The organism is Peptoniphilus harei (assembly GCF_900454685.1).
In the GTDB taxonomy this organism is placed as follows: Bacteria; Bacillota; Clostridia; order Tissierellales; family Peptoniphilaceae; genus Peptoniphilus_A; species Peptoniphilus_A harei.
Genome location: NZ_UATM01000032.1, coordinates 1,418,942 through 1,439,213 on the forward strand (window position 1 = coordinate 1,418,942; position 20,272 = coordinate 1,439,213).

A 20,272-nucleotide genomic window follows, 5' to 3' on the forward strand; every position below is an offset into this window, starting at 1 on the left:
AGAGATTAAATTTTCAATCCCTCATCTTTTTATAGCTCTACTGATTTTTTATTTTTTCTATAATATTTATTCCATTATCTATTACATCTTCAAACTTTATGTCTCTAGCATAAAGATTTTTCTTCGAATAAGAATTCCATCTGTATAAAAAAGCTTGATCCGTTTTTAGCATTCTCATTAAATTTATGATTTTATCTATATCAAATTCCGTTTTTCTATAATCAAAAGTTCTAATACATGCTTCTTTTAATATCTTGGTATCAATTTCTTTATCTTTTAATTTATAAATTATATAAAGATCATAGTAATCCTTACTTCTGCTATTTAAAAACCCCCTAGAGTATATTGTTTGAATTTTTTCTGCCACAATTGTTTCAATAGGATAGGCTTTAATTAAAATATCTTCTTGCCCAAAAGCACTTATATATTTATAATCTATGGGATGTGGGGTGATAACATCACCTGTTGCAATATCAAGAGGTACAATTTGTCTTATATTCTCCATCCTACAAAGTATACTTACACGAAACCCTCCATACTGGTCATCTTCCTTGATTGTACTTATTCCATTTACTTTATAGGATATATCATCTGAATGACTTGCTTCTAGTAATTCTTGTATTGTTTTTAATACATTTTCTTCTGATAAATGCATATTTCTTAAAAGAAGATCTATATCTACTGTGCTTCTTGAATCTATCCCTACTACATTAGATAAAAGAAAACCTCCTTTAAAAATAAATTTTTCATGATACTTACTCTGTGCTAATTTTTTTAATATGCTTTCCAAAAAATAATATAACATTACTGAATTAAATGGGAGTCCTGATTCTTTGCTTATATTATGACAAATGGCGGTTAACTTTGCTTTATTCATATACCACCTCCATAACTTCCTTTACTTTATCTTCTATTCCCATTTTTCTTGCTATTTTATATAGAGAATGTATATCCTTATCCTTATATTTAAAATAAGAACGAATGAGTTTTACATAAACTTCAGTATCCATTTTTTCTTTGTTGGAAATAAAATCACAAAGTATTCTTTCGTAGGAGTAAACATTCACAGTGTTTCCAAACATTGTCTTTTTCTGTATAATTCCTAGATTATAAATAGATTTTTTTACATAATTGATATTAAGTGTATCTTGCTTCTCATTAAATTTATATCCATTGTATACTGTAACATCTATTCTCCATGGAATTTTGTCCGTTACCCCAAGTAGAAACAAAGCTGTCTCATAGGAAAATATCGCCTTTCTATACTGATATTGGAAAAAATAGTACTCATCGAAATCACCATCTTCAATAATATATATTCCTTTTTGAACTCTAAACAATTTTCCCTCTTTTGCTAGTCTACTTAAATATACTGTAGGTATGTTATTCTCTCTGCAATAAGCAGATGTTATAATACCACCTGATTCTTTTAGATGTATTTCAATTTGCTTTCTATAATTCATTATATTCATCCCCTTGTTGTGTTTACACTTATATTATATATTTTTATAAGTGTGTTTGCAACAAGGCTTTGAATTTCTATCCCAATTTGTTTCAAAAATTATCAAGAAATTTCATATCATCAAATTCTTAATTATACAATCAATCATTTATACTTAGCTTTCCTTTTATATTAAGTTTGGGCTGTCGTTTTGTTCATCGTTTTTTATTAAAGTTCCAGAATTCTAATTATACTTTTTTTTATAAATTTACACGATAATTGAGTTTATTGTTGTCCTTAATCTACTACTTAAATCATTGAGAAGATTAAAATTCATCTTCATCTGGAATAATTTCTGTATCTTCCTTATCTTCAAGATCATAATCCTCCCCTTCAGATTCATAATCATCTTCTAATTCATTATAATCTTGCTCCTCTTCAAAACTTTCCTCTTCATTTTTTTATAGATTTTGAAGTAATATCCTGCACCCATTACACCAACAATAATTAAACCCATAAATAAATAAAGTCCTATCCCTGATTTCTTTTCTTCTTTCTCCTCTTTCTTCGGTTTTTCCTCCACCGGTTCTTCTTTTTTTACTACTTCTTCTTTTGGCTTTACTTCACTTTCTCCTTCAATCATATTTAGTAGATCTTGTTCTCCAACTTCTGTTAGTAGTTGCACATTTTCTTGATTTTCCGAGTGATCTACAATGAGGTGCATAGTTTTTCCACTCTTTGTTTGAAAGGTTAAAAATTGTCTGACATCTATTGGATTTTCCTTTTTTTCATCTCTTGATGTTTGATCTTCTACTTTCGGTGTAATATCCTGTCCATTTTTATCTACATTTTCTATAACTGTTCCTCTTGCCTTATTTTCTTTTGTGGCTAATGGATTAATTGCTTTAGTATTGCCACCTTTAACAAGCTTAGATGGCTTTTCTTTTTTATCTACTTGCTCATTTTTTATGTTATTTTCTTGTATTTTCGGCACTTCCTGATAAGGAATTTTTTGACTCTCATTGGATGGTTTATATACATCTTCATCAAATAAGCTTTCTAATTCTTTACTTTTTTCTGGCAAATAAATATCATTTGACTGATTTTTTATTTCATTATCATTGCTCTTAGCTATGGATATGCTTGGCATACTTAATAGTAAAAGGAGTAGCACTAAGGCTACCCCTAATCTTTTTTTCTTCATAGTTATCTCCTTTTCTTACTTTATATTCTTAAAGACATAAACTGCCTTTCTGCTATTATCCCATTCTATACTTTGATCTTTTTCATCTCTTATATCCCCACAGCTTGCATTAAAGGCTTTAGCTATATTAGAAATAGATGCGTGAATTCTTCCATTTATAATTACAGGTTTAGTGTCAGAATGATAAATGTTTCCTTGACTATCTTTCATAACACCAGTATCTATATTTAATCTTAGAGTTTTTTTAGGTAAGGCTGTATTTTCTTTATTTGAAAAGATAGCCTCTCTCTTACTATCATCATATTCTACATTAAACCCAAGAGTATAAGCTGCATATCTAACAGGTAGCATAATGCGATTATCCTTAATATATGCTTTTACATCCATATACACAGTAGTTTTCTTTCCATCTTTTATAATGTTATAAAAGTTTTTGTCTACTTGAAAAACTGCAAATTCTTTTTCATCTTTAACTTGCTTTTTGTTTTGTTGTTCCTCTTGCTTTTTCATCTTGTTAAGATCAAATTGATTTAGGATATTCTTGTCATCAGCTTTCAAAAATTCATCCCACTTCTTATCTTGAGATTTCTTATCTTCTTTCTTTTCTTTGTTTTCTTTTTGGAGTTTTAGAAGTTCATCTAATTTCTTAGATAAGTCTTGATTTAGATTTTTGTCTTTTTCATCTTTAGCTTGTTTCTCAAGTTCTTCTTTAGCTTTTTTATTTGCTTCCTCGATTAACTTCTTTGCTTCTTCAATTTTCTTATCTAACTCTTCTTTTAGCTTTTTAATTTCTTCTTGAGAAGCTTTTTGTTTTTCTTCTAGTCCTTTAATCTTATCTTCTAATTCTTTTTTTGTATTTTCAGAAGATACTTTTAAACTATCAATAACCTTTTGAAGCTCTTCAATTTTCTTGCAGCATTCTGACTTAGAATTTTCTGTTTCTTTCTTTTTAGACTCTAAGTCTTTTATCTTAGTATCTTTTTCATCAAGAGCTTTTTCTAAGTCCTTAATTTTATTATCTTTATCCTCAATTTCTTTAGTCTTCTTTGCAAGTTCTCCTTCTAAAGACTCAAGCTTTTCTTGCATTTCTTTGATTTTATTTTCGTTTTTGTCGGTCTTTTCTTTTTCAGATTCTAACTCCCATTTTGTAGATGAATAATCTTCTTTTAGTTTTGCATTTTCATCTTGCAATCTTTTTAATTCATCTTTAAGCTGAGTAATTTCTGCTATTAGTTCATTATTATTGGAGTTTTTAAGATTCTCAATTTCTTTATTCAATTGAGCTATCTTATTGTCTTTATCTCTAATCTCTTCTTCTAGCTTAGACTTTTCTTGTTTTAGTTTTTCTCCATTATCTTTGCAAGATTCTAACTTTTCCTTTAATTCATCTATCTTTGATTGGTCTTCTTGTTTCTTATCATTTAAGTCTTTGATCTGATTTTCTAAATCCTTAATGGTTTTAGTTAAATCATCAATCTTATTGTCCTTTTCATCAATATCTTGTCCTGTTAAATCTGTTTGAGTATCAATGGAATATTTATTTGGATTGTAAATAGTCATCTTTCCTTGATACATATCATTGTTATAATCAAATTCAAGTTCTACACTATCTACATTCTTATCAAAGACAAACTCTCCATTTTCAAACCTTAATCCATTAGGAATAGATTTGAATCCTTGATTTCCGTTAAAACCAAAATGATTTTCGTAAAATGGATTTTGTTTTGGTCTATACTCAACTTCTTGATTATGGAATACTCCCTTACTGTTAATAGTTGGATTGCCTAAAACTTTTACAGTGTGCAATTTATTTTTTGAAAAAGCATATTGTTCAATTGTCTTCACAGACTTAGGTATAATTATTTCTTGGAGGTTATTTCTTTCAAAAGCATTATGTTCAATATTTACCAAAGTATCAGGTAAAGTCACTTCGCTAAGTCCACAATTGAAAAATGCTAAACCACCAAGATAAGTTAGACTATTTGATAGTTTTACCTCGTCTATACTTGCATCGTAAAAGGCAGCATAACCTAAATGCTTAACAGAATCAGGAATAATTACTTTATCCCAATGTTTGCCACGCCCAAATTCTCTTTTATATCTAAGTTCATCGTTTGAATGACTTAAAGAATAATTTCCATTTATAGACTTCGTTCCTTCAGGAAATACTAGAATATTTGTCTTCTCTTTCTTTTCTAAGCCTTTATCACTAAAGGCAATTATATTTCCCTCAGAGGAATACATAAAATCATCTTCCGTCCACTCTACCTTATAATCTGTACTTGCATATACAGGACTTACAGCCACTATATTCACTAGAATTACAAGTAGCATTATCACAGCTAAAATTCCACTGGTTATTTTTTTCATAAATTTTCCTCACTTTCATTTGTATCTTTTCTTTTAAGTTCTTTTCTTTCTCTATTTTCTTCTTCCTTATTTTTTCTAACAATAAATAAAAATTCATCAAGAGATATTTTTCGACTTCGAAATTCCTTGATGACCTCTAAATTTTCTATTTCTTCTTGTTCCTCTACTAATAACTGAAGTTCTATTTCAATTTCTTCTTTTTTCTTTCTTAAATTCTTCTGTTTTTCTATGTTTCTGATTAATTTTTTATTCATAGATTTTTACTCCTTCCCCTTATTTTGGTCTACCAAAGGAATAAAAGTGATTTTTCCAATACCTTGAGTTTATACTGGCATATTGGATAGGATCTCCTGCATGGAGCATCATTCCATTTCCGGCATATATCCCTACGTGAGAAATTGGCGTACCGGAATCATATGTGCCTTTAAAGAAAATAATATCCCCAGGTTTTGCCTCGCTTGGAGATATTGGATTACAATAGTTTTTATAAATAAGCCAAGCTGTAGTTCTTGGCATTCTCTTTACACCAGACTTTGTAAATGACCAACATACAAAACCTGAACAGTCAAAGTTAGATGGTCCACTTGCTCCAAACACATATCTTTTACCTATATGTTTTTCTGCTTCATTAAATAAGGCTTTGGCAGTTTCAGAATCAAAAGCAAGACCGGGATTTCCAAAGTTTGGATTGTCTATAATCTCTCCCAAGTTCCCATAGCTTGATCCAAAATATCCACTCATATTTCCCTGACTATCAAGTAATGCTAAATAATGAGCCATATTTGTTTCATAGTTTGCAAATTCTTCTCTTGCTATTTCATCAATACTTTTCTTTTTTATAGTTAATGTTAGAATTCTATAGGTATATGGATTTCCTTCACTGTCATATTTTGTAATAGACTTTGAAGTATATTTTTTCTCATACATTTGATTAAATAGTTTTTTTAATTCCTTTTGTATCTCTTCAGCTGACTTAATCTCTCCATATCTTGCTGTTAAATAGCTAAAAAGCTCGTGTAGATCATGACCAACAGAATCTCCTTTTATATGATATTCATCATAATTTGGATAATTTTCTTTAATACTATCTATTTCATCTTGTAATGCATATTCATAACTTGTAAATTCATTATTAATATCCATTAAAACTTCTTCTTTTGATAGATAGCTTGTAGCTATAACATTACTTGTTAATCCTGAAGTAAGACTGCCAACATTGCTAATTCCTTGAAATAGCATAAAAAAAAGTCCTAAAATACAAAGGGCAATTAAAATTTGCTTATATCCTTTGTTTTTTAAAACTTCCAATGTTTTCTTTCCAATATTAGCGAAAGATTTCTTTATTCTATTTACTAAACCTTCCCCGTGTTTCTTCCTAAAATCTCTCTGAAACTTCTTTTTCATAAAAAATCGATTCAATTTATTAGAGTTTTGATAAGCTTTAGTCTTCTTCAATTCTTCAAAATTTCTTTGAAAGAGAAGTTTACTTTCTTTCTTATAAATTTTTCCTTCTAAAGATTTTATTTTTCTTTGAGTTTTTGAAGGTTTTTTTCTTCTAAAATGGCTAATTTCTCTACCTATAACTTCGGTAGTTCTACTAAGCTTATAAGCAGCGTTAACGCCTGCATTATCATCTTTCCCACTATATAGATAGTTTGCCGTCATAGCACTCGCAAAAGTAATAGGTTTTTCTAAACCCGCTTTTTTTGACTTTTTCTTATCCTTAATTAACTCTTTTTCCTTTTTATTCTTTTTCTCATATAGTTTTGATACTTTATCTTCCTTTTTATAAAACTTATCTTTTTCACTCTTGTTATCTTTTTTAGAATGAAATTTAGTTTTATTTTTTTTGTCTACCTTATTTTCTTCAGATAATTTTTTGGAATCCTGTACTTCTTTTTTTGTCCTGGTGTATTCTTCCTTTGGATCAAAATTACTTTTCTTTATAGTATTATCAAAATCGTCTTTTATTTGTCTTTTCTTTCCCTTGTTTTTATTAGAAATTCCACTATGATTTAAATCAAGTTCATCTACTTCAAGATTCTCATTTTTTATTACGCTTTTTTCCTGTTTGAAGACTTCTTTTTTCGTGCCTATTTTTTCTTGATTCTTTTTATTTATATTATATTTGTCTTTATTTTTTTCAGATTCACTTTTGAATCCTTCAGATAGGCTATCCTGTCTAAATTTCCCACTAGAAACCTTACCCATTAGCATATCTTTTTCTTCTAAATTTCTAACTTTGCCTTTGAAATATTTGCTATTTTGTTTTTTATTAGTATTCAGGTCTTGAATTATTTTTTTATCTTCTTCATTTGCCTTATATGATAGGTCTTTTCTTTTAAACTTCCCATTTAAAGATTTTAATTCTGCTTTTTCTCCTTTGTCCTTAAACTGACTTTGAGATTGGTAAAGTTTTTTTAATGTGTTTTTTTGAAAACTTTCTTTCCTATTCTTACCAAGAATAGAAAAATCATCCCAATTGTTTCTTTGCACATCAGAAGATGGTAAATACTTATAGTCATCTCTTGTGTCCCTATATGATACATTGCTATCACTAAAGTTCATGTCATAGCGATCTATGACACCATCATTATCTGAGTCCTGCGATAAGGGATCATATGTTGAACTTACCTCTATATTAAAATCCTTATCTTCTTCTTTTCTAAATCTCCTTATTTTTTTCTCTTGCACACCATTAAAACTTTCACTCTCAACGTTTTTCTTCCATTTTAAATTACTATTCCCCTTGTAATTTTTTTGGGGAGAAGTGCTACTTTTTAAATTAGAGCTAGTTGAATTTGGTCTATCATTAAAATCTTCTTTAAAGTTACTTAGCCTGTATTCTGTTTCTTGCCCGTAATATTCACCATATCTACTTTCCTCATTTTCTTCCATTTTTCTATGCTGCTGTTGCGAATATTCTGGCTGATATTCATTATGATAGATAGTTTCTGAAAATTTTTCCTCATGGTTTTTTCTTTGTCTTCTTCCTCTATTTGACTTATCTTTTTCGTTGAATAAATCCTGACTATTTTCTTGCAAATGAGATGAATAATACTTAGAGTTTTCATCATTATTGTCTATGTTATTCCTGCTTTTTACTTTATTAATTTCTTTTTTTGAAAAATCTGATGTTCTCTCTGTACTACTGAATTTTTCATTGCTTTCTTCTTTCTTTTCTGATATAAGTTTGGTCTTTGGTACATCTCTCGGGTTTACTTTCCCTTTCTTTTTCATATATACCTCCTATTTCATATTTTTCTCTATCCTTTCTTTAGCTATTTGACAGTAGTCTTTGTTTATGTCAATTCCAATATATTCTCTGTCCATCCTAATAGCTACCATTCCAACAGTTCCTGAACCCATAAAAGGATCAAGAATTAAGCCTTTTTTAGGACATCCTGCTTTTATACAAAGTTCTACCAGTTTTGGTGGAAATACCGCATAGTGTTTTCCTTTAAACGCACTGGTGTTAATAGTCCAAATATCTCTATTGTTTCTAAACTTAGGGACATTATCTCCTATATATTCTCCATACTCTCTTGCTTCATTTATGCTCTGTCTTTTAGCTCCTGTGCCTTCTTGTAAATACTTATTATTATTTCCCCTTGCCCTCATATATCTTTTTTTGCTTATTTCTTTTATTGGTTCTTTCATAGCGTCAAAGTTATAGAAATACTTTCTTGCTTTTGATAGTAGGAAGATATGTTCATAGGACCTTGATGGTCTATCTCTACAAGACTCAGGCATGGCATTTTCCTTATGCCAAATAATATCGCTTCTTAGATACCAACCATCCTCTCTTAATTTTAAAGCTAGTTGCCAAGGTATCCCCATTAAATCTTTTGCCTTGTAGCCACTGAGTTTTTCTGTAATAGACTCTTTTTGACCACTTCTTCCTTCTATGTTTTTAGGATCTTTATATTCTTTTTTGCTTCTTGTACCTGCATAAGAATCTCCAATAACTACCCAAAGTGTTCCTTCTTTTTTTAATACTCTTTTTACTTCTCTAAAGACTTTAATTAATTTATTTAAATATTCCTCCGGACTTTCTTCTCTTCCAATTTGTCCTTCTGCTTTATAATCTCTAAGTCCATAATATGGAGGAGATGTAATACAGCAATCAAATGTTTTATCTGGAAATTCCTTTAGAGCAGAAATTGCATCTAAATTAATAATATAGTTAGTTTTTAACTTCTCTCTGTCTATCAATTTCTATCCCTTCCTTTAATTCTTCTGGTTTAGTTGTCATTAACTTATACAATTTTGTATCTTTAGGGAATCTATCTACAAAAGGTACTATTGTGTTTCCGTAGAATAGTAATCCCTCTCCCTCATTGGAATTTGTTACGTAGGATAACTGATAAAGAGATATATTTAACTTGTTCGCTAAAATTTCCCTATCACCACTAGCTTGATTAAGCATTAAGATAAAATCTGTGTTATCAAATATATTTTCTATTTCAGGACTGGCTAAAAGGTCCTTTACATTTTGTGTTAATCCTGTTGGAATCCCACCCCATTTTCTAAATCTTTTCCAGATTTCTATGGAATATGAGGCTGTTTGTTCTTCTCTTAAAAGCAAATGGAATTCGTCACAGTAATATCTGGTTTCCTTCTTATTCCTATTAATAGTTACTCTGTTCCATACTTGATCTTGAACAATTAACATACCTATTTTTCTAAGTTGCTTTCCTAATTCCTTAATGTCATAGCAAAGAATTCTATTGCCTGTATCTACATTAGTCCTATGGTTAAATACATTAAGACTACCTTTGACATAAATTTCCATTTCTACTGCTAATTTTTTCCCTACCTTTTCTTCTTGTTTTAAAAGTAAATTATATAAATCTTCTAAAATTGGCATATTTTCAGGAATAGGATTGTCGAAGTAATTCTTATATAATATTGGAAGGCATCTATCAATTACTGAAGTTTCTTCTGCACTTAACCCTTCCTTTCCTACTACAAGTTCAAACAGTGAAAGAATAAAGTCAGACTTTAAAGATAAGGGATTGTCTTCATCGGCATAGTCTACATTTATATCCAACGGGTTTATATAATCCTTACTTGTTGGCGATATTTTTATAACTTCTCCGCCTAGTGCCTTAGTTAAATTTCCATACTCCCCTTCCGGATCACATATAATGATGTCATCTTGTGTGATTAAAAAAGCATTGGTAATTTCTCTTTTAGCCGAAAAAGATTTACCACTACCAGGCGTTCCAAGTATTAAACCGTTTGGATTCTTTAAAAGCTTTCTATCTGTCATAATAATGTTACGACTTAAAGCATTTAATCCGTAGTATAAGCTCTCTCCTTCTAAGCACAGCTCTTCTGTTGTAAAAGGAATAAAGACTGCTGTAGAGCTAGTTGTAAGTCCTCTTTTTATTTCGATTTCATTTTTTCCAAGTGGCAGGGAGGAAATTAGTCCTTGTTCCTGTCTATAGTTAAGATTTTTCAATACACAATTATGTCTACCTGCTATTGAATTTAGTTGAAAAATTATATTACTCAATTTCTTTCTACTTTTTTCCATATTTGTAAACAAAATAGTTATGACAAACATTCTCTCATTATGATTTTGAAGTTCTACTAACAGTTTCTTAGCATCATTACCATAGGTAATTAAATCGCTTGGAAGAATATCAATATCATATCCTGATCTTATAGCCTTCTTATTTTCTTCAATTTTCATTTTATCCAAGTCCGTTATTTTTCTTTTAATCATCTTTATAGCTTCTGTTTGATCAATGGAATTTATATGAAATGTTACAATCATATTTTCTTCAACCCCTAAAAATTCTGATAATAATCTATCTGATAATTCAGGTGCTAGAATTTGCAGAAAGTTTACTTCTCCAAAGTATTCTCCAATTTTAAATTGATTGTGAGATGAAAAGTTAAATGATGCTGGTACTATATAATCCTTAGTAGATAGTCCACTATATTTTAGGTCTTCAAAGGAAAAAACAAAATTCTTATTCGGATTTAAGATATCGTGAATAACCTTTAACCTTTCATATCCACTTAATACATAAGCTTTTACTCCCATCTGCTTAAAGTTATTTAATATATCCATTTCCATTCTTTCAAGTCTTGTAGTTGCCTCTTTTAAATCTTGTGCTTGTAAGCTAAAGGTGATATACATATATTTAGTAAGTCCATTATTTCCTTTTTGACTCTGATTTTTTAGCATTTCCCTGTACTCTTTTCGTATTTCATTATATGAATCGTTTCTATCCGGAACATTGATGTTTTTTTCTACTTCTTCATTTTTTCCTATGCGATTAATATATGAAAGTTCTATATCAACACTTGGATCAAAATAGTTTAAAAAACTTGAAAATTCATTAAATATACTTTCCTTATCTTCTTCTGTTGAAAGCTGGTAGTTAATATCTAAAAAACGTATCATTTTATTAAATTTGTTCTTCTCAACTTGGCAAATCCCATTTCTCAACATTCTTAAATAAGGGATTGTTTCCTGAACACTCTTTTTCTTCTTCCCACCAAAAAAGGAAAGCTTCTTTTTGGGCTTTCCTTTTTCTTTAGAAATATTTGCTTTTTTCATCTTTTTTTGACTTATACTAATGCTTTTTAAATCTTCTTTTTGTTTTTTTAAATTTCTTTTTTCTTGATTTAATTTTTTCTGTTGTTTTTTCTGTATTTGATTCATTTACTCCTTTCCTTTCTTTGTTTCTTTATATCATAAATACATTCTGTCTTGTATATCCTTATACTTGTCTGTCTTTTCTTATCTATAATATACTTTAAATATTTTTCAAAATAGATCCCGTCCTTTTCATAAAGAGTTGCAAATATTATAGGAAAAGACACACCTATCATGATTAACATAGATAGGTCATTAGGCAGCACTTTTTTTACCATTAAATATACTGGAAAGCCTATTAGACCTGCAATTGTAAAGCCAATTAATTGTCTTTTTGTTAGATTTAGAGCTACCTTTGTTTTTACTTTTGTTAAGTCCTTTGGGACATTTACATAAGCCATTATTCTAAACCCTCTAAGTAAAAGCCATATATATCTTCTCTGTTCAGATCTTCTAATGATTTTCCCATATTCACTGCTATTTCTAATACTTTTTCATTCGTTTCTTCTCTATTATCTAAAACTTCCGATGTTTTTCTTATAATCATTCTATTTTGTATTTCTCTTGTAATATATCCCCCTATTAAAAGTATTGGGAGTCCTATTGTTCCAAGTGTTTTTAAATTAATTTTTTTGTCCTTTTTTCTTCTAATTTTCATCATCTTCTCCTTTTTTATTAATGAGCATTTAAAATTGATTTTGCAATACTTCCTGATTTCATCATAGTTATCCCAAGTATTAATGTGTATCCTAGTAATTCAAAAATACTTTTGTGTATGTCTGATATATTTAAAGTCTTAACAAGTACGGCATAAATTCCTACGCATATAAGTAAGAATAAACCTTGCAAGCCAAGTGCGAAGAGCCCTCTTATATAGTTTGTTCCAATACTTCCCCATTCTTTATTACCCATTGTGGCAAAAGGTATGGCGCAAACTGAAGTATAAATATATATTTCTATCATCCTGCCGTATAGAATAACTGTAATGAGTATTGATATCCCTTGAATTATCATCTTTACAATTGATGTCTCTAGTACTATAGTCATTAATTTTCCTATTGACTCTCCTTTTAGGCTATCTACCATATTAGCTATATCACCCGGAGAAACTTTTGCACTAGCATTTGCCACACCTGCTGCCTTTCCTATTAAATTCTGTGCCACATCAAATACTGCCATAGAAAAGTCAAAAGCATGAGATACAAGCCATACCGCTATCCACATTTTTATCATATATTTAAAAAAATCAAAGGTATCTGTGTCATGCATATTATTTTTGTTCATTACCATTTGAATTAATTCAATACATAGTACAGCCGTTATGATAAGACCTGCTATGGGAAGTATAACATTTTCTGAAATAGACTTTATGAAGTGGAAAACCTCCAAGTTCCATCCACTTGGAGTCTTTCCTACCTCATTTGCTATCGTTGATACTTTGTCATTTATATCAAGGAGCATTCCGCTTAAATTTTCCTTGATCATATCAATAAGTATCTCCGAAAAAAACTCTTTGATCTTATCTACTATATTAAACATTTTATTTTAACACGTTTGCTAATAGCGGTATTAGTTTTAAACCTATGAGTACAATTCCCCCTCCAGCCATAAGCTGCTTAATACCTTGAGATTTAGCACCAGGGTTGTCATTCCCATAACCTTCCATCAGGTTGATAACACCCCATGCTCCAAGCCCTGCACCAATTGCTGTAACTAATATTTTTAATACATTTACTGCTTGTGTAAAAAATTCCATTTATATTTCCTCCTCTTTTTCTTCTTTTTCAATTTTATTTATATGCTTTACGATAAAATTTTTAAATGTCTTGTCTTCTTTTTTTGTTTCCTTAAAATATCCAAAAATATGGATGTATTCTCCACTTTTAAATTCCTTCACACTTTTTGCCTTTTCCCCGTAGAGATTACAGTAGATATATTCTTTTTTAACCTTTCCTTCTTCTTTGTTCTTTCTAACTATTGTGAAGTTAGCTACCTCTTTTTCTCCTTCCTTTGTATCTATTGCAGTTGTTTTTATTTCTCCTACTAGATTTCCATTAATATTTAGCATTTCTCTTTCCATTTGTTCTATCTCCTTTATTCCATAAAAAAAGCGATAGTTTTCTCTATCGCTTCTACTTCTAATTCATTAATATTTCATTTTTCTCTGTATCTTATTTTTTCGGCTCATCTCGTATATATTTCATTCTTCCTCCTTTGGGCATAAAAAAACACCGAAATGTTTTTTTTCGGTGTAAATTTCTCTATTTAATTTTATGGTTTTAGTAATTCTTTCCAGTTTTCTATAAAGCCAACATGTCTTAATTCAATATTTTCATATCTTGCTATTAGTGCTGTTAGATCATGATAAAATTTTTTGTAATTTTCTTCTTCAGAAACTATTTTAAGATTAACTAATGTAGCAAATATTGTATTGTTTGAAATATTATTTTTTAAATATTCTTTATATAGCTTTGGTGATTTTGTAAGCTTTGCTCCATATAGCCTGCCATAATGGGCACATATATTTCTTATATAGGCAAAATTTTCTATCCAAGATTCAAAGTAATGGTAGTCTGTATGAAAGACTTTTGCAATTTTACTTTTATCTTCATTTTTCATATTCTTATACATTTTAGATAAAGTTCCAAAACTTGCTACTTCTATCACTGCATAGAGTGGAATTTCTCCACCTTCATAATTGTCTTTAAAGTTTTTTATAAATGGTGAGCGTCTATTTCTTTTTGTTTCTCTTTCTAAATCATTTAATGCTTCTTTATATCTGTTTTTATATTTTCCCACATTTGACAAATCTTTGTAGCCAAAATTTCCATATTTTAAAGAAAAATAGTTTGTGATAACTGCTCTTAAAGAAACTTCAATATGTTCTATTATTTCAAATATGAGTTGTCTAAGTTCTCTATCAAATTTATATAAACTTACAATATCTTCAAAACTTATTCCTGATATATATCTTCCATCTTTTTTTAATGTGATACTATAAGCTTTAATCAGCCTGTAATAGGATATTCTTCCAAGAATTTTCTTAGCATAAGTTTTATCTTCTACTAAAAGTCCTAAATCTATTAAATTTTTTACTTGATTATCTATACTAATCGGTTCTTGATAGATTTTTTTCATTTTTTCTCCTAAAATCAAATGACCCGACTTGGTCCGCATTGTTAAGAGGCGTGTCGGGTGCTGTTGAAATTATTGTATGTTATAAAATATTTTTTGTCAAGTATTTCCTTTTAATCTTTCCTAAATATCTATCTTACTTCTAATTTTAAATTTATTCATCTAATATTTCAACTACCATACTCTCTTTTAACTTAACCTCATCTTTTCTCTGCAGGTATTTCTCTATGTCAAATATATTTCTCTTATCATAATCTTCCAATAACTTGTAATTCTTATGCTTTGTAATATCAAATTTATCAGATAAGAAAGGTCTTACTCCTCTTAGCTGGTATATACACTTACCACCATCCATTACAGTTATTTCATCTTGACTCATAAGTTCCTTACCGGTTTTTTGATAATTTAAACCAAAGCTCTTTTGATTTGATCTTGTTTCTGATGTGTTATATAGGTCTATGGTTTCTTTGCCTAGGCTTTCAGATAATTCTTTTAATGTTGTTCTTTCTTTGCCCCCTAAAAATAATGTAGAATCACAATTGCCAACTATGGTATCGGCATTATCTTTATAGATACTTTTTAGTTGTGATTGTGCCTGTAATATTATACAAGCTGATATTTCTCTACTTCTAATAGTTGCTATCAGCTTTTCAAATTTAGGAATTAAGCCGATATTTGCGAATTCATCAAGTAGGCATCTCACATGAACAGGAAGTCTTCCGCCATATTCATCATCTGCTTTATCACATAATAGATTAAATAATTGTGAGTACATTATTGATACTACAAAGTTAAATGTATCATCTGTATCCGATATTATTACGAATAAAGCTGTTTTCTTTTCTCCAAGTGTATCAAGCTCCAGTTCATCTTCTTTCATTAAGTCCCTTAGTTCTTCGATATCAAATGGAGCAAGCCTTGCTCCACAGGATATAAGGATTGATTTGGCAGTTTTTCCTGCTGCAAGTTTGTATTTCTTATATTGTTTTACTGCGAAATGATTTGGCTTTTCTTTTTCTAATGCTTCAAACATATAGTCTACTGCATTTTTAAAATTTTCATCTTCTTCTCTTACCTCACTTGCATCTATCATAGCAAGTAAAGTTGTAAAGTTCTGTTCTTCTTTAGGAGCTTCATACCAGATATATCCTATAAGTGCTGTGTAATAGAGTTTTTCAGCTTTCACCCAAAAATCCTCAGTTGATTTTTCTCCTTCTCCCTTAGTATTTGCAATTATTGTTTGTACTAATTTCAAAATATCTTTTTCACTTTTCAAGTATGCAAAGGGATTATATCTCATGGATTTTTTAAAGTTTATTGTGTTTAGTATTTTTATCTCATATCCATTTCTTTCCAACATTTTCCCACATTCCAAGACTAATGTTCCTTTTGGATCGGTTACTACATATGAAGAGTGCATTTGCATGAGATTTGGCTTTACAAAAAACCTTGTTTTACCACTACCAGAACCTCCAATTACCATTACATTTTTATTTCTCGCATATTTTGGATTTTTAGGTCTATTGTTCATGGTAAGTCTTTCAGTTTGAGTTAGTAGCACATTGTTTTCAAACTTCTTGTCAATGTATGGCTCAATGTCTTTTTCATTTCCCCATCTTGCCGATCCATATTCTCTGCCCTCTCTAAACTTTTTTGCATTTTTCTTTTTCTGTATAAGGATTAACTTAATAACTACTGATAGAATTAGACTGGGTATAAAGTTTTTTATTTTTAATGATGGAATATATTTTAAAGTATCTATTTGACTAAAAGCTACTAGAATTCTATCTATTATATCTCCTCCTACATAAGAGTTGACATGGCTTGCAAAGATATTTCCTATATAAAAAAATAAGAGGTAAGGAAGATTTTCTAATACAAATTTCTTCTTATCTCTTATCTTAAAAACATTTTTTATATCTTTTATTATTTCATTTAGTATTTTCGAATTAATCACTTCCTCTCCATAAAAAAGAGTAGATTTCTCTACCCATTAGTATTTTATTTATCTTTTTTATATCTTATTACTGGAACTTGTTTTATTTTTTTACCTATCTTTTTTCTTTCCAAGACAAACATCATATTTTCATTTCTTTTAAAATATCCTAAATCTTTATGATAGCTTATACCACACTTGCAATGTAATAAACCTATAAACTGTTGCCTCATCTTTGAGTTACATATGGGACATATTCTTTTATTTGTCATTTTGAACCACCATTATACTTATATTTTACTTTCAAAGGTATTTTTTAGTTTTTTCCCTAATGCTTCTGTTCTCATTTTTTATCTATAGATAAGAGAAATTCTTCTACTGGATGATTCCCATCTTCTTTTTCATAGTATTCAACAATAAAGCTATTCATGCCTTCTCATCATATATATTATATATCCAAGTGTTTTTATTATAAACTTTGTTCCTGATGTTTATGTTTAACCTTATCTCTGTCAATAGTATCTTTGACTTTATCCTTGAAGTCATTAAGCCTTTCTATTACAGATTTCCTTTTTCTTGACTTATCTTTAGTAAATTTCTGGACTGTCTTTTTAAAAGCTTGTTCCATTACTTTTATATCTTTTGCTTGAAAAAAGATAATGTTGTTTCCATTTTCTAAATCTTTCTTTATGGAAAATTTCACCCCATATCTTTTTAATTCTTTTTTCAATGCTTTTAAGTCTATGTCATTTAATTCTAAGGTTTCTACTTTACCTTTTTTTACGAGGTCTTTTACTTTTACTTTTTTAAATTTTTCTAAGGGTCTTGACTGTTCTGTCTGCTCTTTATGTTTATTTATTTCTAATATTTTCTTCATCAAATTTATAACTTGCTTGGCTGTTACTATACTTGCTTTTTTTACTATGGCTATTGTTCTGCTATTTATATCATCATTTTGCATTCACTCACCTACTTTCATTCTTTTTTTAATATTTCATAGGCTAATTTTGATTTCTCCTTCATTTTTTCTATTCTTCTATTTTCTCCTGTAAATATAATGGGACTGCATATTTCAAGTATCCTTGAGTAAATTCTTTTATCTTTTATAGTTTCAGGATTAGTTAAAGCTGATATATTTAAGTTTGTTGTTATAATCAATGGTTTCCCACTTCTATATCTACTATCTATTATGTTAAAGATATGCTCAGCTGCAAAATCTGTATCTCTTTCCATTCCAAAATCATCAATAATTAATAGTTTCTTATGATTTAGGTTATCTATATACTTACTCTTATCAATCTCAAAGTTAGTCATATCATTTAAAATTACTGAAAAATTTGTCATTTTGACTGATATTTCTTTTTCTAGTAAAGCATTTGCTATAGCACTTGCAAGATATGTTTTTCCACATCCCACATTCCCTGTGAGAATTAATCCTATATTATTTTCATATATTTCATCAAATTTTTCCACATAGTTTTTTGCTACTTTTTCATGCTCACTATCTTTGTCCATATTTTTAAAATTCCAATTTAATAGGATGGGATCAGAAAAACACTCTTTTTTTAAGTGTTCAATTTTCAAAAGCCTTTTATTTTCTTTTCTTTTTTCTTCCTCTAATTTTTGTCTTTCTTTTTTACATTGACATAAAATACCAACTTTTTTTATTTCTCCAAAGAAGTCTATTTCTTTTTCAATTGGTGTTTTACATTTTGCACAATATTTTAATCCTGTTTCTTGATCTATATAACTCCTATTTTCTTCATCTTTTGATGGACTATTTGTTTCTGCATTTTTTATTTTCTGTTCTAGGATTTCTTTTATTAATTCCATATGCTCCTCTCCTATCAAGTATTTAAAATTTCTCTCCATATATCCTCATCGTTACTATAGTCAAAGTTTTCTCTTTTCTGATTTTCTCTCTTTATGACTTCTATGTTTCTAATATTTTCATCTGCATTGTATAAGAGAGTCAGTAGATAGGCATTAATGTTTCTAATATCCTTTGGAGCATTTTCTCTTAGGTATTTCAAAACATAGTCTATGTGTTTATAGTTAAGACTTAGAAATTTTTCTTTAAAACTTTCATTGGATATATGCCTCCCTCCTATTTTAATGTTTGTAAAGCTAGTTAAGGCTTTTACAAGTACATTTATCATTACATCTACTTGCTTCTTTTCTTCTATTCTTACTTTTTCAAAGGTTTCATAAGATATATTCTTTTTTATAGTTTCTTTTAATTCTTCCTCCTCCAAAGTTTTTTTTGATTTTTCTCCTAGCTTTTCTAAGGGGGATATGGGGGTGGTATTATTAAAATCAGTATTATTAGTTTCAGTATTATTAATATTAGTATTATTAGAGTCCTCTTTTGAAACTTCTTGAGGTTTGTTTTCTAAACTTCCTGAAGTTTGTTTTTTAAACTTCTTGAGGTTTGCTTTTGAAACTTCTGTAGTTTTATTATTTTCTGTGTAAATAAAGTTCTTTACATAAAGTAAATTTGGCTTTCCAAGTCCTAACCTCTTTTTTTCTAATAATCCTATCTCTTCAATTTCTTTCATTACTTTGACCGATTTATTTCTCCCCCAATTTAATACTTCCATAATTTCTTCTATGGTATAGATGATGTATACCTTGTTTTCTTCATCTAACCATTTATTCTTAATTGACAAGCTCATTCTATCGAGTAGAATTCCATAAAGAATTTTTGCTTCTACGGATAGTTTTTTAAAATTTAAGTCGGTAAACAAAGTTTTGGGAATCCTAAAAAATGAATATTGTTCTGCTTCATTGCCATAATAATATTCAAATTTAACTATTTCTTTCATCATAACCCCCTTTCTTTTCATATAAAAAGAGATAGCTTTGATTTTGCTATCTCTTTTTCATCGTTTTAATCTATTTATTTTTATATTTAAATTGTTTTTATTCTTTCATTCACCTCTTCTATCCCTTCTATAATAAAATATCCTAGCACTGGTAAACCATAAGGACTAAAAAGATATGCTAGTATAATTGCCTCTATAGCAAGTGCTTTTTCTCCATGATAAACAGATCCTAAAAATCCCATAATAGCGATAAATGAAATCAGTTTAAAAAATATTGTACTAAGTCCTAATACAAACGTTAAAAATAGAGTGATGATACTTAACGCTATACTAATAGGAAACAATATGATTTTGAAAAAAACTCTAAATATTATCATATTCTCTTCAATCCTTATTACTTATGTTTTCTTTTCTTTTTTGTTAATTTAATAAAAAAGATGACAGACTTAATCCTAAATCGTCTTGTTTAAAAGTTTTGTGGAAGCCTTTAAACTTTGATTTTAATGGATTTATTGTATCTGTCATCATTATATCACTGTCCCCACTTCCATTTTCTCCTACAAAAAAGGTAACTGGCTTCTCTATTTTTAAACCTTGAAAATTTTTTAGTGAGGGAATGTTTCTTAAGTATGAATCTTCTTCAAAGTCCTCTGTCTTTATTTTATAAATCTCTTTTAAGTACTCCATAACATGACCTCCCAATCTTTTAGTTTATTATATCATTTATAAAATCTTATTTTATCAA

At 29.0% G+C, this 20,272-nt stretch carries 20 protein-coding genes and 1 pseudogene; all 21 read right to left on the reverse strand.

What is annotated here, in order from left to right:
• Nucleotides 1-37: 37 nt before the first annotated feature.
• Entirely contained in the window at nt 38-877 is an 840-nt protein-coding gene (locus DRZ96_RS08110; protein WP_112890260.1) for a nucleotidyl transferase AbiEii/AbiGii toxin family protein, read from the reverse strand.
• Entirely contained in the window at nt 870-1,463 is a 594-nt protein-coding gene (locus tag DRZ96_RS08115; RefSeq protein WP_001109528.1) for a type IV toxin-antitoxin system AbiEi family antitoxin domain-containing protein, read from the reverse strand. The genes DRZ96_RS08110 and DRZ96_RS08115 overlap by 8 nt, the downstream gene beginning before the upstream one ends.
• A gap of 304 nt (nt 1,464-1,767) precedes the next feature.
• A pseudogene (locus tag DRZ96_RS08120) lies at nt 1,768-2,645 on the reverse strand (CD1107 family mobile element protein).
• Nucleotides 2,646-2,660: 15 nt separating this feature from the next.
• On the reverse strand, nt 2,661-5,015 hold the full coding sequence (locus DRZ96_RS08125; protein ID WP_112890261.1) for a leucine-rich repeat protein: 2,355 nt from the start codon (nt 5,013-5,015) through the stop codon (nt 2,661-2,663).
• Complete coding sequence (locus DRZ96_RS08130; RefSeq protein WP_072469619.1) at nt 5,012-5,269, reverse strand: hypothetical protein; 258 nt, start codon at nt 5,267-5,269, stop codon at nt 5,012-5,014. The genes DRZ96_RS08125 and DRZ96_RS08130 overlap by 4 nt, the downstream gene beginning before the upstream one ends.
• A 19-nt stretch (nt 5,270-5,288) precedes the next feature.
• On the reverse strand, nt 5,289-8,255 hold the full coding sequence (locus tag DRZ96_RS08135; RefSeq protein WP_112890262.1) for a C40 family peptidase: 2,967 nt from the start codon (nt 8,253-8,255) through the stop codon (nt 5,289-5,291).
• A 9-nt stretch (nt 8,256-8,264) separates the two neighbouring features.
• A complete protein-coding gene (locus tag DRZ96_RS08140; protein ID WP_112890263.1) occupies nt 8,265-9,230 on the reverse strand; it encodes a DNA-methyltransferase in 966 nt (321 codons plus the stop codon).
• On the reverse strand, nt 9,202-11,697 hold the full coding sequence (locus tag DRZ96_RS08145) for a VirB4-like conjugal transfer ATPase, CD1110 family (RefSeq protein WP_002842316.1): 2,496 nt from the start codon (nt 11,695-11,697) through the stop codon (nt 9,202-9,204). Before DRZ96_RS08145 ends, DRZ96_RS08140 begins: the two co-directional genes overlap by 29 nt.
• On the reverse strand, nt 11,694-12,032 hold the full coding sequence (locus DRZ96_RS08150) for a PrgI family protein (protein ID WP_002838958.1): 339 nt from the start codon (nt 12,030-12,032) through the stop codon (nt 11,694-11,696). The genes DRZ96_RS08145 and DRZ96_RS08150 overlap by 4 nt, the downstream gene beginning before the upstream one ends.
• Entirely contained in the window at nt 12,032-12,289 is a 258-nt protein-coding gene (locus DRZ96_RS08155) for a hypothetical protein (protein WP_019107263.1), read from the reverse strand. The genes DRZ96_RS08150 and DRZ96_RS08155 overlap by 1 nt, the downstream gene beginning before the upstream one ends.
• A gap of 17 nt (nt 12,290-12,306) precedes the next feature.
• Nucleotides 12,307-13,170 carry a VirB6/TrbL-like conjugal transfer protein, CD1112 family gene (locus tag DRZ96_RS08160; RefSeq protein WP_005956620.1) on the reverse strand — a complete coding sequence of 288 codons (864 nt, stop codon included), beginning with the start codon at nt 13,168-13,170 and terminating at the stop codon, nt 12,307-12,309.
• Nucleotide 13,171: 1 nt separating this feature from the next.
• Nucleotides 13,172-13,387 carry a Maff2 family mobile element protein gene (locus DRZ96_RS08165; protein ID WP_002838961.1) on the reverse strand — a complete coding sequence of 72 codons (216 nt, stop codon included), beginning with the start codon at nt 13,385-13,387 and terminating at the stop codon, nt 13,172-13,174.
• The gene (locus DRZ96_RS08170; protein WP_002838912.1) at nt 13,388-13,711 is read right to left on the reverse strand and encodes a hypothetical protein; all 324 of its coding nucleotides are present in this window, start codon (nt 13,709-13,711) and stop codon (nt 13,388-13,390) included.
• A 191-nt stretch (nt 13,712-13,902) separates the two neighbouring features.
• On the reverse strand, nt 13,903-14,769 hold the full coding sequence (locus DRZ96_RS08175; RefSeq protein ID WP_048949717.1) for an Abi family protein: 867 nt from the start codon (nt 14,767-14,769) through the stop codon (nt 13,903-13,905).
• Between the two features lie 151 nt (nt 14,770-14,920).
• Entirely contained in the window at nt 14,921-16,723 is a 1,803-nt protein-coding gene (locus DRZ96_RS08180; RefSeq protein WP_112890264.1) for a VirD4-like conjugal transfer protein, CD1115 family, read from the reverse strand.
• 44 nt (nt 16,724-16,767) lie between these two features.
• The gene (locus tag DRZ96_RS08185; RefSeq protein ID WP_019117252.1) at nt 16,768-16,974 is read right to left on the reverse strand and encodes a hypothetical protein; all 207 of its coding nucleotides are present in this window, start codon (nt 16,972-16,974) and stop codon (nt 16,768-16,770) included.
• 197 nt (nt 16,975-17,171) lie between these two features.
• The gene (locus DRZ96_RS08195) at nt 17,172-17,663 is read right to left on the reverse strand and encodes a PcfB family protein (protein WP_050198395.1); all 492 of its coding nucleotides are present in this window, start codon (nt 17,661-17,663) and stop codon (nt 17,172-17,174) included.
• Nucleotides 17,664-17,677: 14 nt separating this feature from the next.
• Nucleotides 17,678-18,535 (reverse strand): ATP-binding protein, encoded by an 858-nt coding sequence (locus DRZ96_RS08200; RefSeq protein WP_005956106.1) that lies wholly within the window; start codon nt 18,533-18,535, stop codon nt 17,678-17,680.
• Between the two features lie 14 nt (nt 18,536-18,549).
• On the reverse strand, nt 18,550-19,527 hold the full coding sequence (locus tag DRZ96_RS08205; RefSeq protein ID WP_050198394.1) for a replication initiator protein A: 978 nt from the start codon (nt 19,525-19,527) through the stop codon (nt 18,550-18,552).
• Between the two features lie 86 nt (nt 19,528-19,613).
• The gene (locus tag DRZ96_RS08210; protein ID WP_004829699.1) at nt 19,614-19,904 is read right to left on the reverse strand and encodes a CD1845 family protein; all 291 of its coding nucleotides are present in this window, start codon (nt 19,902-19,904) and stop codon (nt 19,614-19,616) included.
• Between the two features lie 43 nt (nt 19,905-19,947).
• Nucleotides 19,948-20,214, reverse strand: a complete 267-nt coding sequence (locus DRZ96_RS08215; protein WP_236587182.1) for a hypothetical protein — start codon at nt 20,212-20,214, stop codon at nt 19,948-19,950.
• Nucleotides 20,215-20,272 lie beyond the last annotated feature (58 nt).

Bases quoted from the DNA above. Each gene is read 5' to 3' on its own strand.
- DRZ96_RS08110 (WP_112890260.1), bottom strand. From the start codon at position 877: ATGAATAAAGCAAAGTTAACCGCCATTTGTCATAATATAAGCAAAGAA.
- DRZ96_RS08115 (WP_001109528.1), bottom strand. From the start codon at position 1,463: ATGAATTATAGAAAGCAAATTGAAATACATCTAAAAGAATCAGGTGGT.
- DRZ96_RS08125 (WP_112890261.1), bottom strand. From the start codon at position 5,015: ATGAAAAAAATAACCAGTGGAATTTTAGCTGTGATAATGCTACTTGTA.
- DRZ96_RS08130 (WP_072469619.1), bottom strand. From the start codon at position 5,269: ATGAATAAAAAATTAATCAGAAACATAGAAAAACAGAAGAATTTAAGA.
- DRZ96_RS08135 (WP_112890262.1), bottom strand. From the start codon at position 8,255: ATGAAAAAGAAAGGGAAAGTAAACCCGAGAGATGTACCAAAGACCAAA.
- DRZ96_RS08145 (WP_002842316.1), bottom strand. From the start codon at position 11,697: ATGAATCAAATACAGAAAAAACAACAGAAAAAATTAAATCAAGAAAAA.
- DRZ96_RS08150 (WP_002838958.1), bottom strand. From the start codon at position 12,032: ATGGCTTATGTAAATGTCCCAAAGGACTTAACAAAAGTAAAAACAAAG.
- DRZ96_RS08155 (WP_019107263.1), bottom strand. From the start codon at position 12,289: ATGAAAATTAGAAGAAAAAAGGACAAAAAAATTAATTTAAAAACACTT.
- DRZ96_RS08160 (WP_005956620.1), bottom strand. From the start codon at position 13,170: ATGTTTAATATAGTAGATAAGATCAAAGAGTTTTTTTCGGAGATACTT.
- DRZ96_RS08165 (WP_002838961.1), bottom strand. From the start codon at position 13,387: ATGGAATTTTTTACACAAGCAGTAAATGTATTAAAAATATTAGTTACA.
- DRZ96_RS08170 (WP_002838912.1), bottom strand. From the start codon at position 13,711: ATGGAAAGAGAAATGCTAAATATTAATGGAAATCTAGTAGGAGAAATA.
- DRZ96_RS08175 (WP_048949717.1), bottom strand. From the start codon at position 14,769: ATGAAAAAAATCTATCAAGAACCGATTAGTATAGATAATCAAGTAAAA.
- DRZ96_RS08185 (WP_019117252.1), bottom strand. From the start codon at position 16,974: ATGACAAATAAAAGAATATGTCCCATATGTAACTCAAAGATGAGGCAA.
- DRZ96_RS08195 (WP_050198395.1), bottom strand. From the start codon at position 17,663: ATGCAAAATGATGATATAAATAGCAGAACAATAGCCATAGTAAAAAAA.
- DRZ96_RS08200 (WP_005956106.1), bottom strand. From the start codon at position 18,535: ATGGAATTAATAAAAGAAATCCTAGAACAGAAAATAAAAAATGCAGAA.
- DRZ96_RS08205 (WP_050198394.1), bottom strand. From the start codon at position 19,527: ATGAAAGAAATAGTTAAATTTGAATATTATTATGGCAATGAAGCAGAA.
- DRZ96_RS08210 (WP_004829699.1), bottom strand. From the start codon at position 19,904: ATGATAATATTTAGAGTTTTTTTCAAAATCATATTGTTTCCTATTAGT.
- DRZ96_RS08215 (WP_236587182.1), bottom strand. From the start codon at position 20,214: ATGGAGTACTTAAAAGAGATTTATAAAATAAAGACAGAGGACTTTGAA.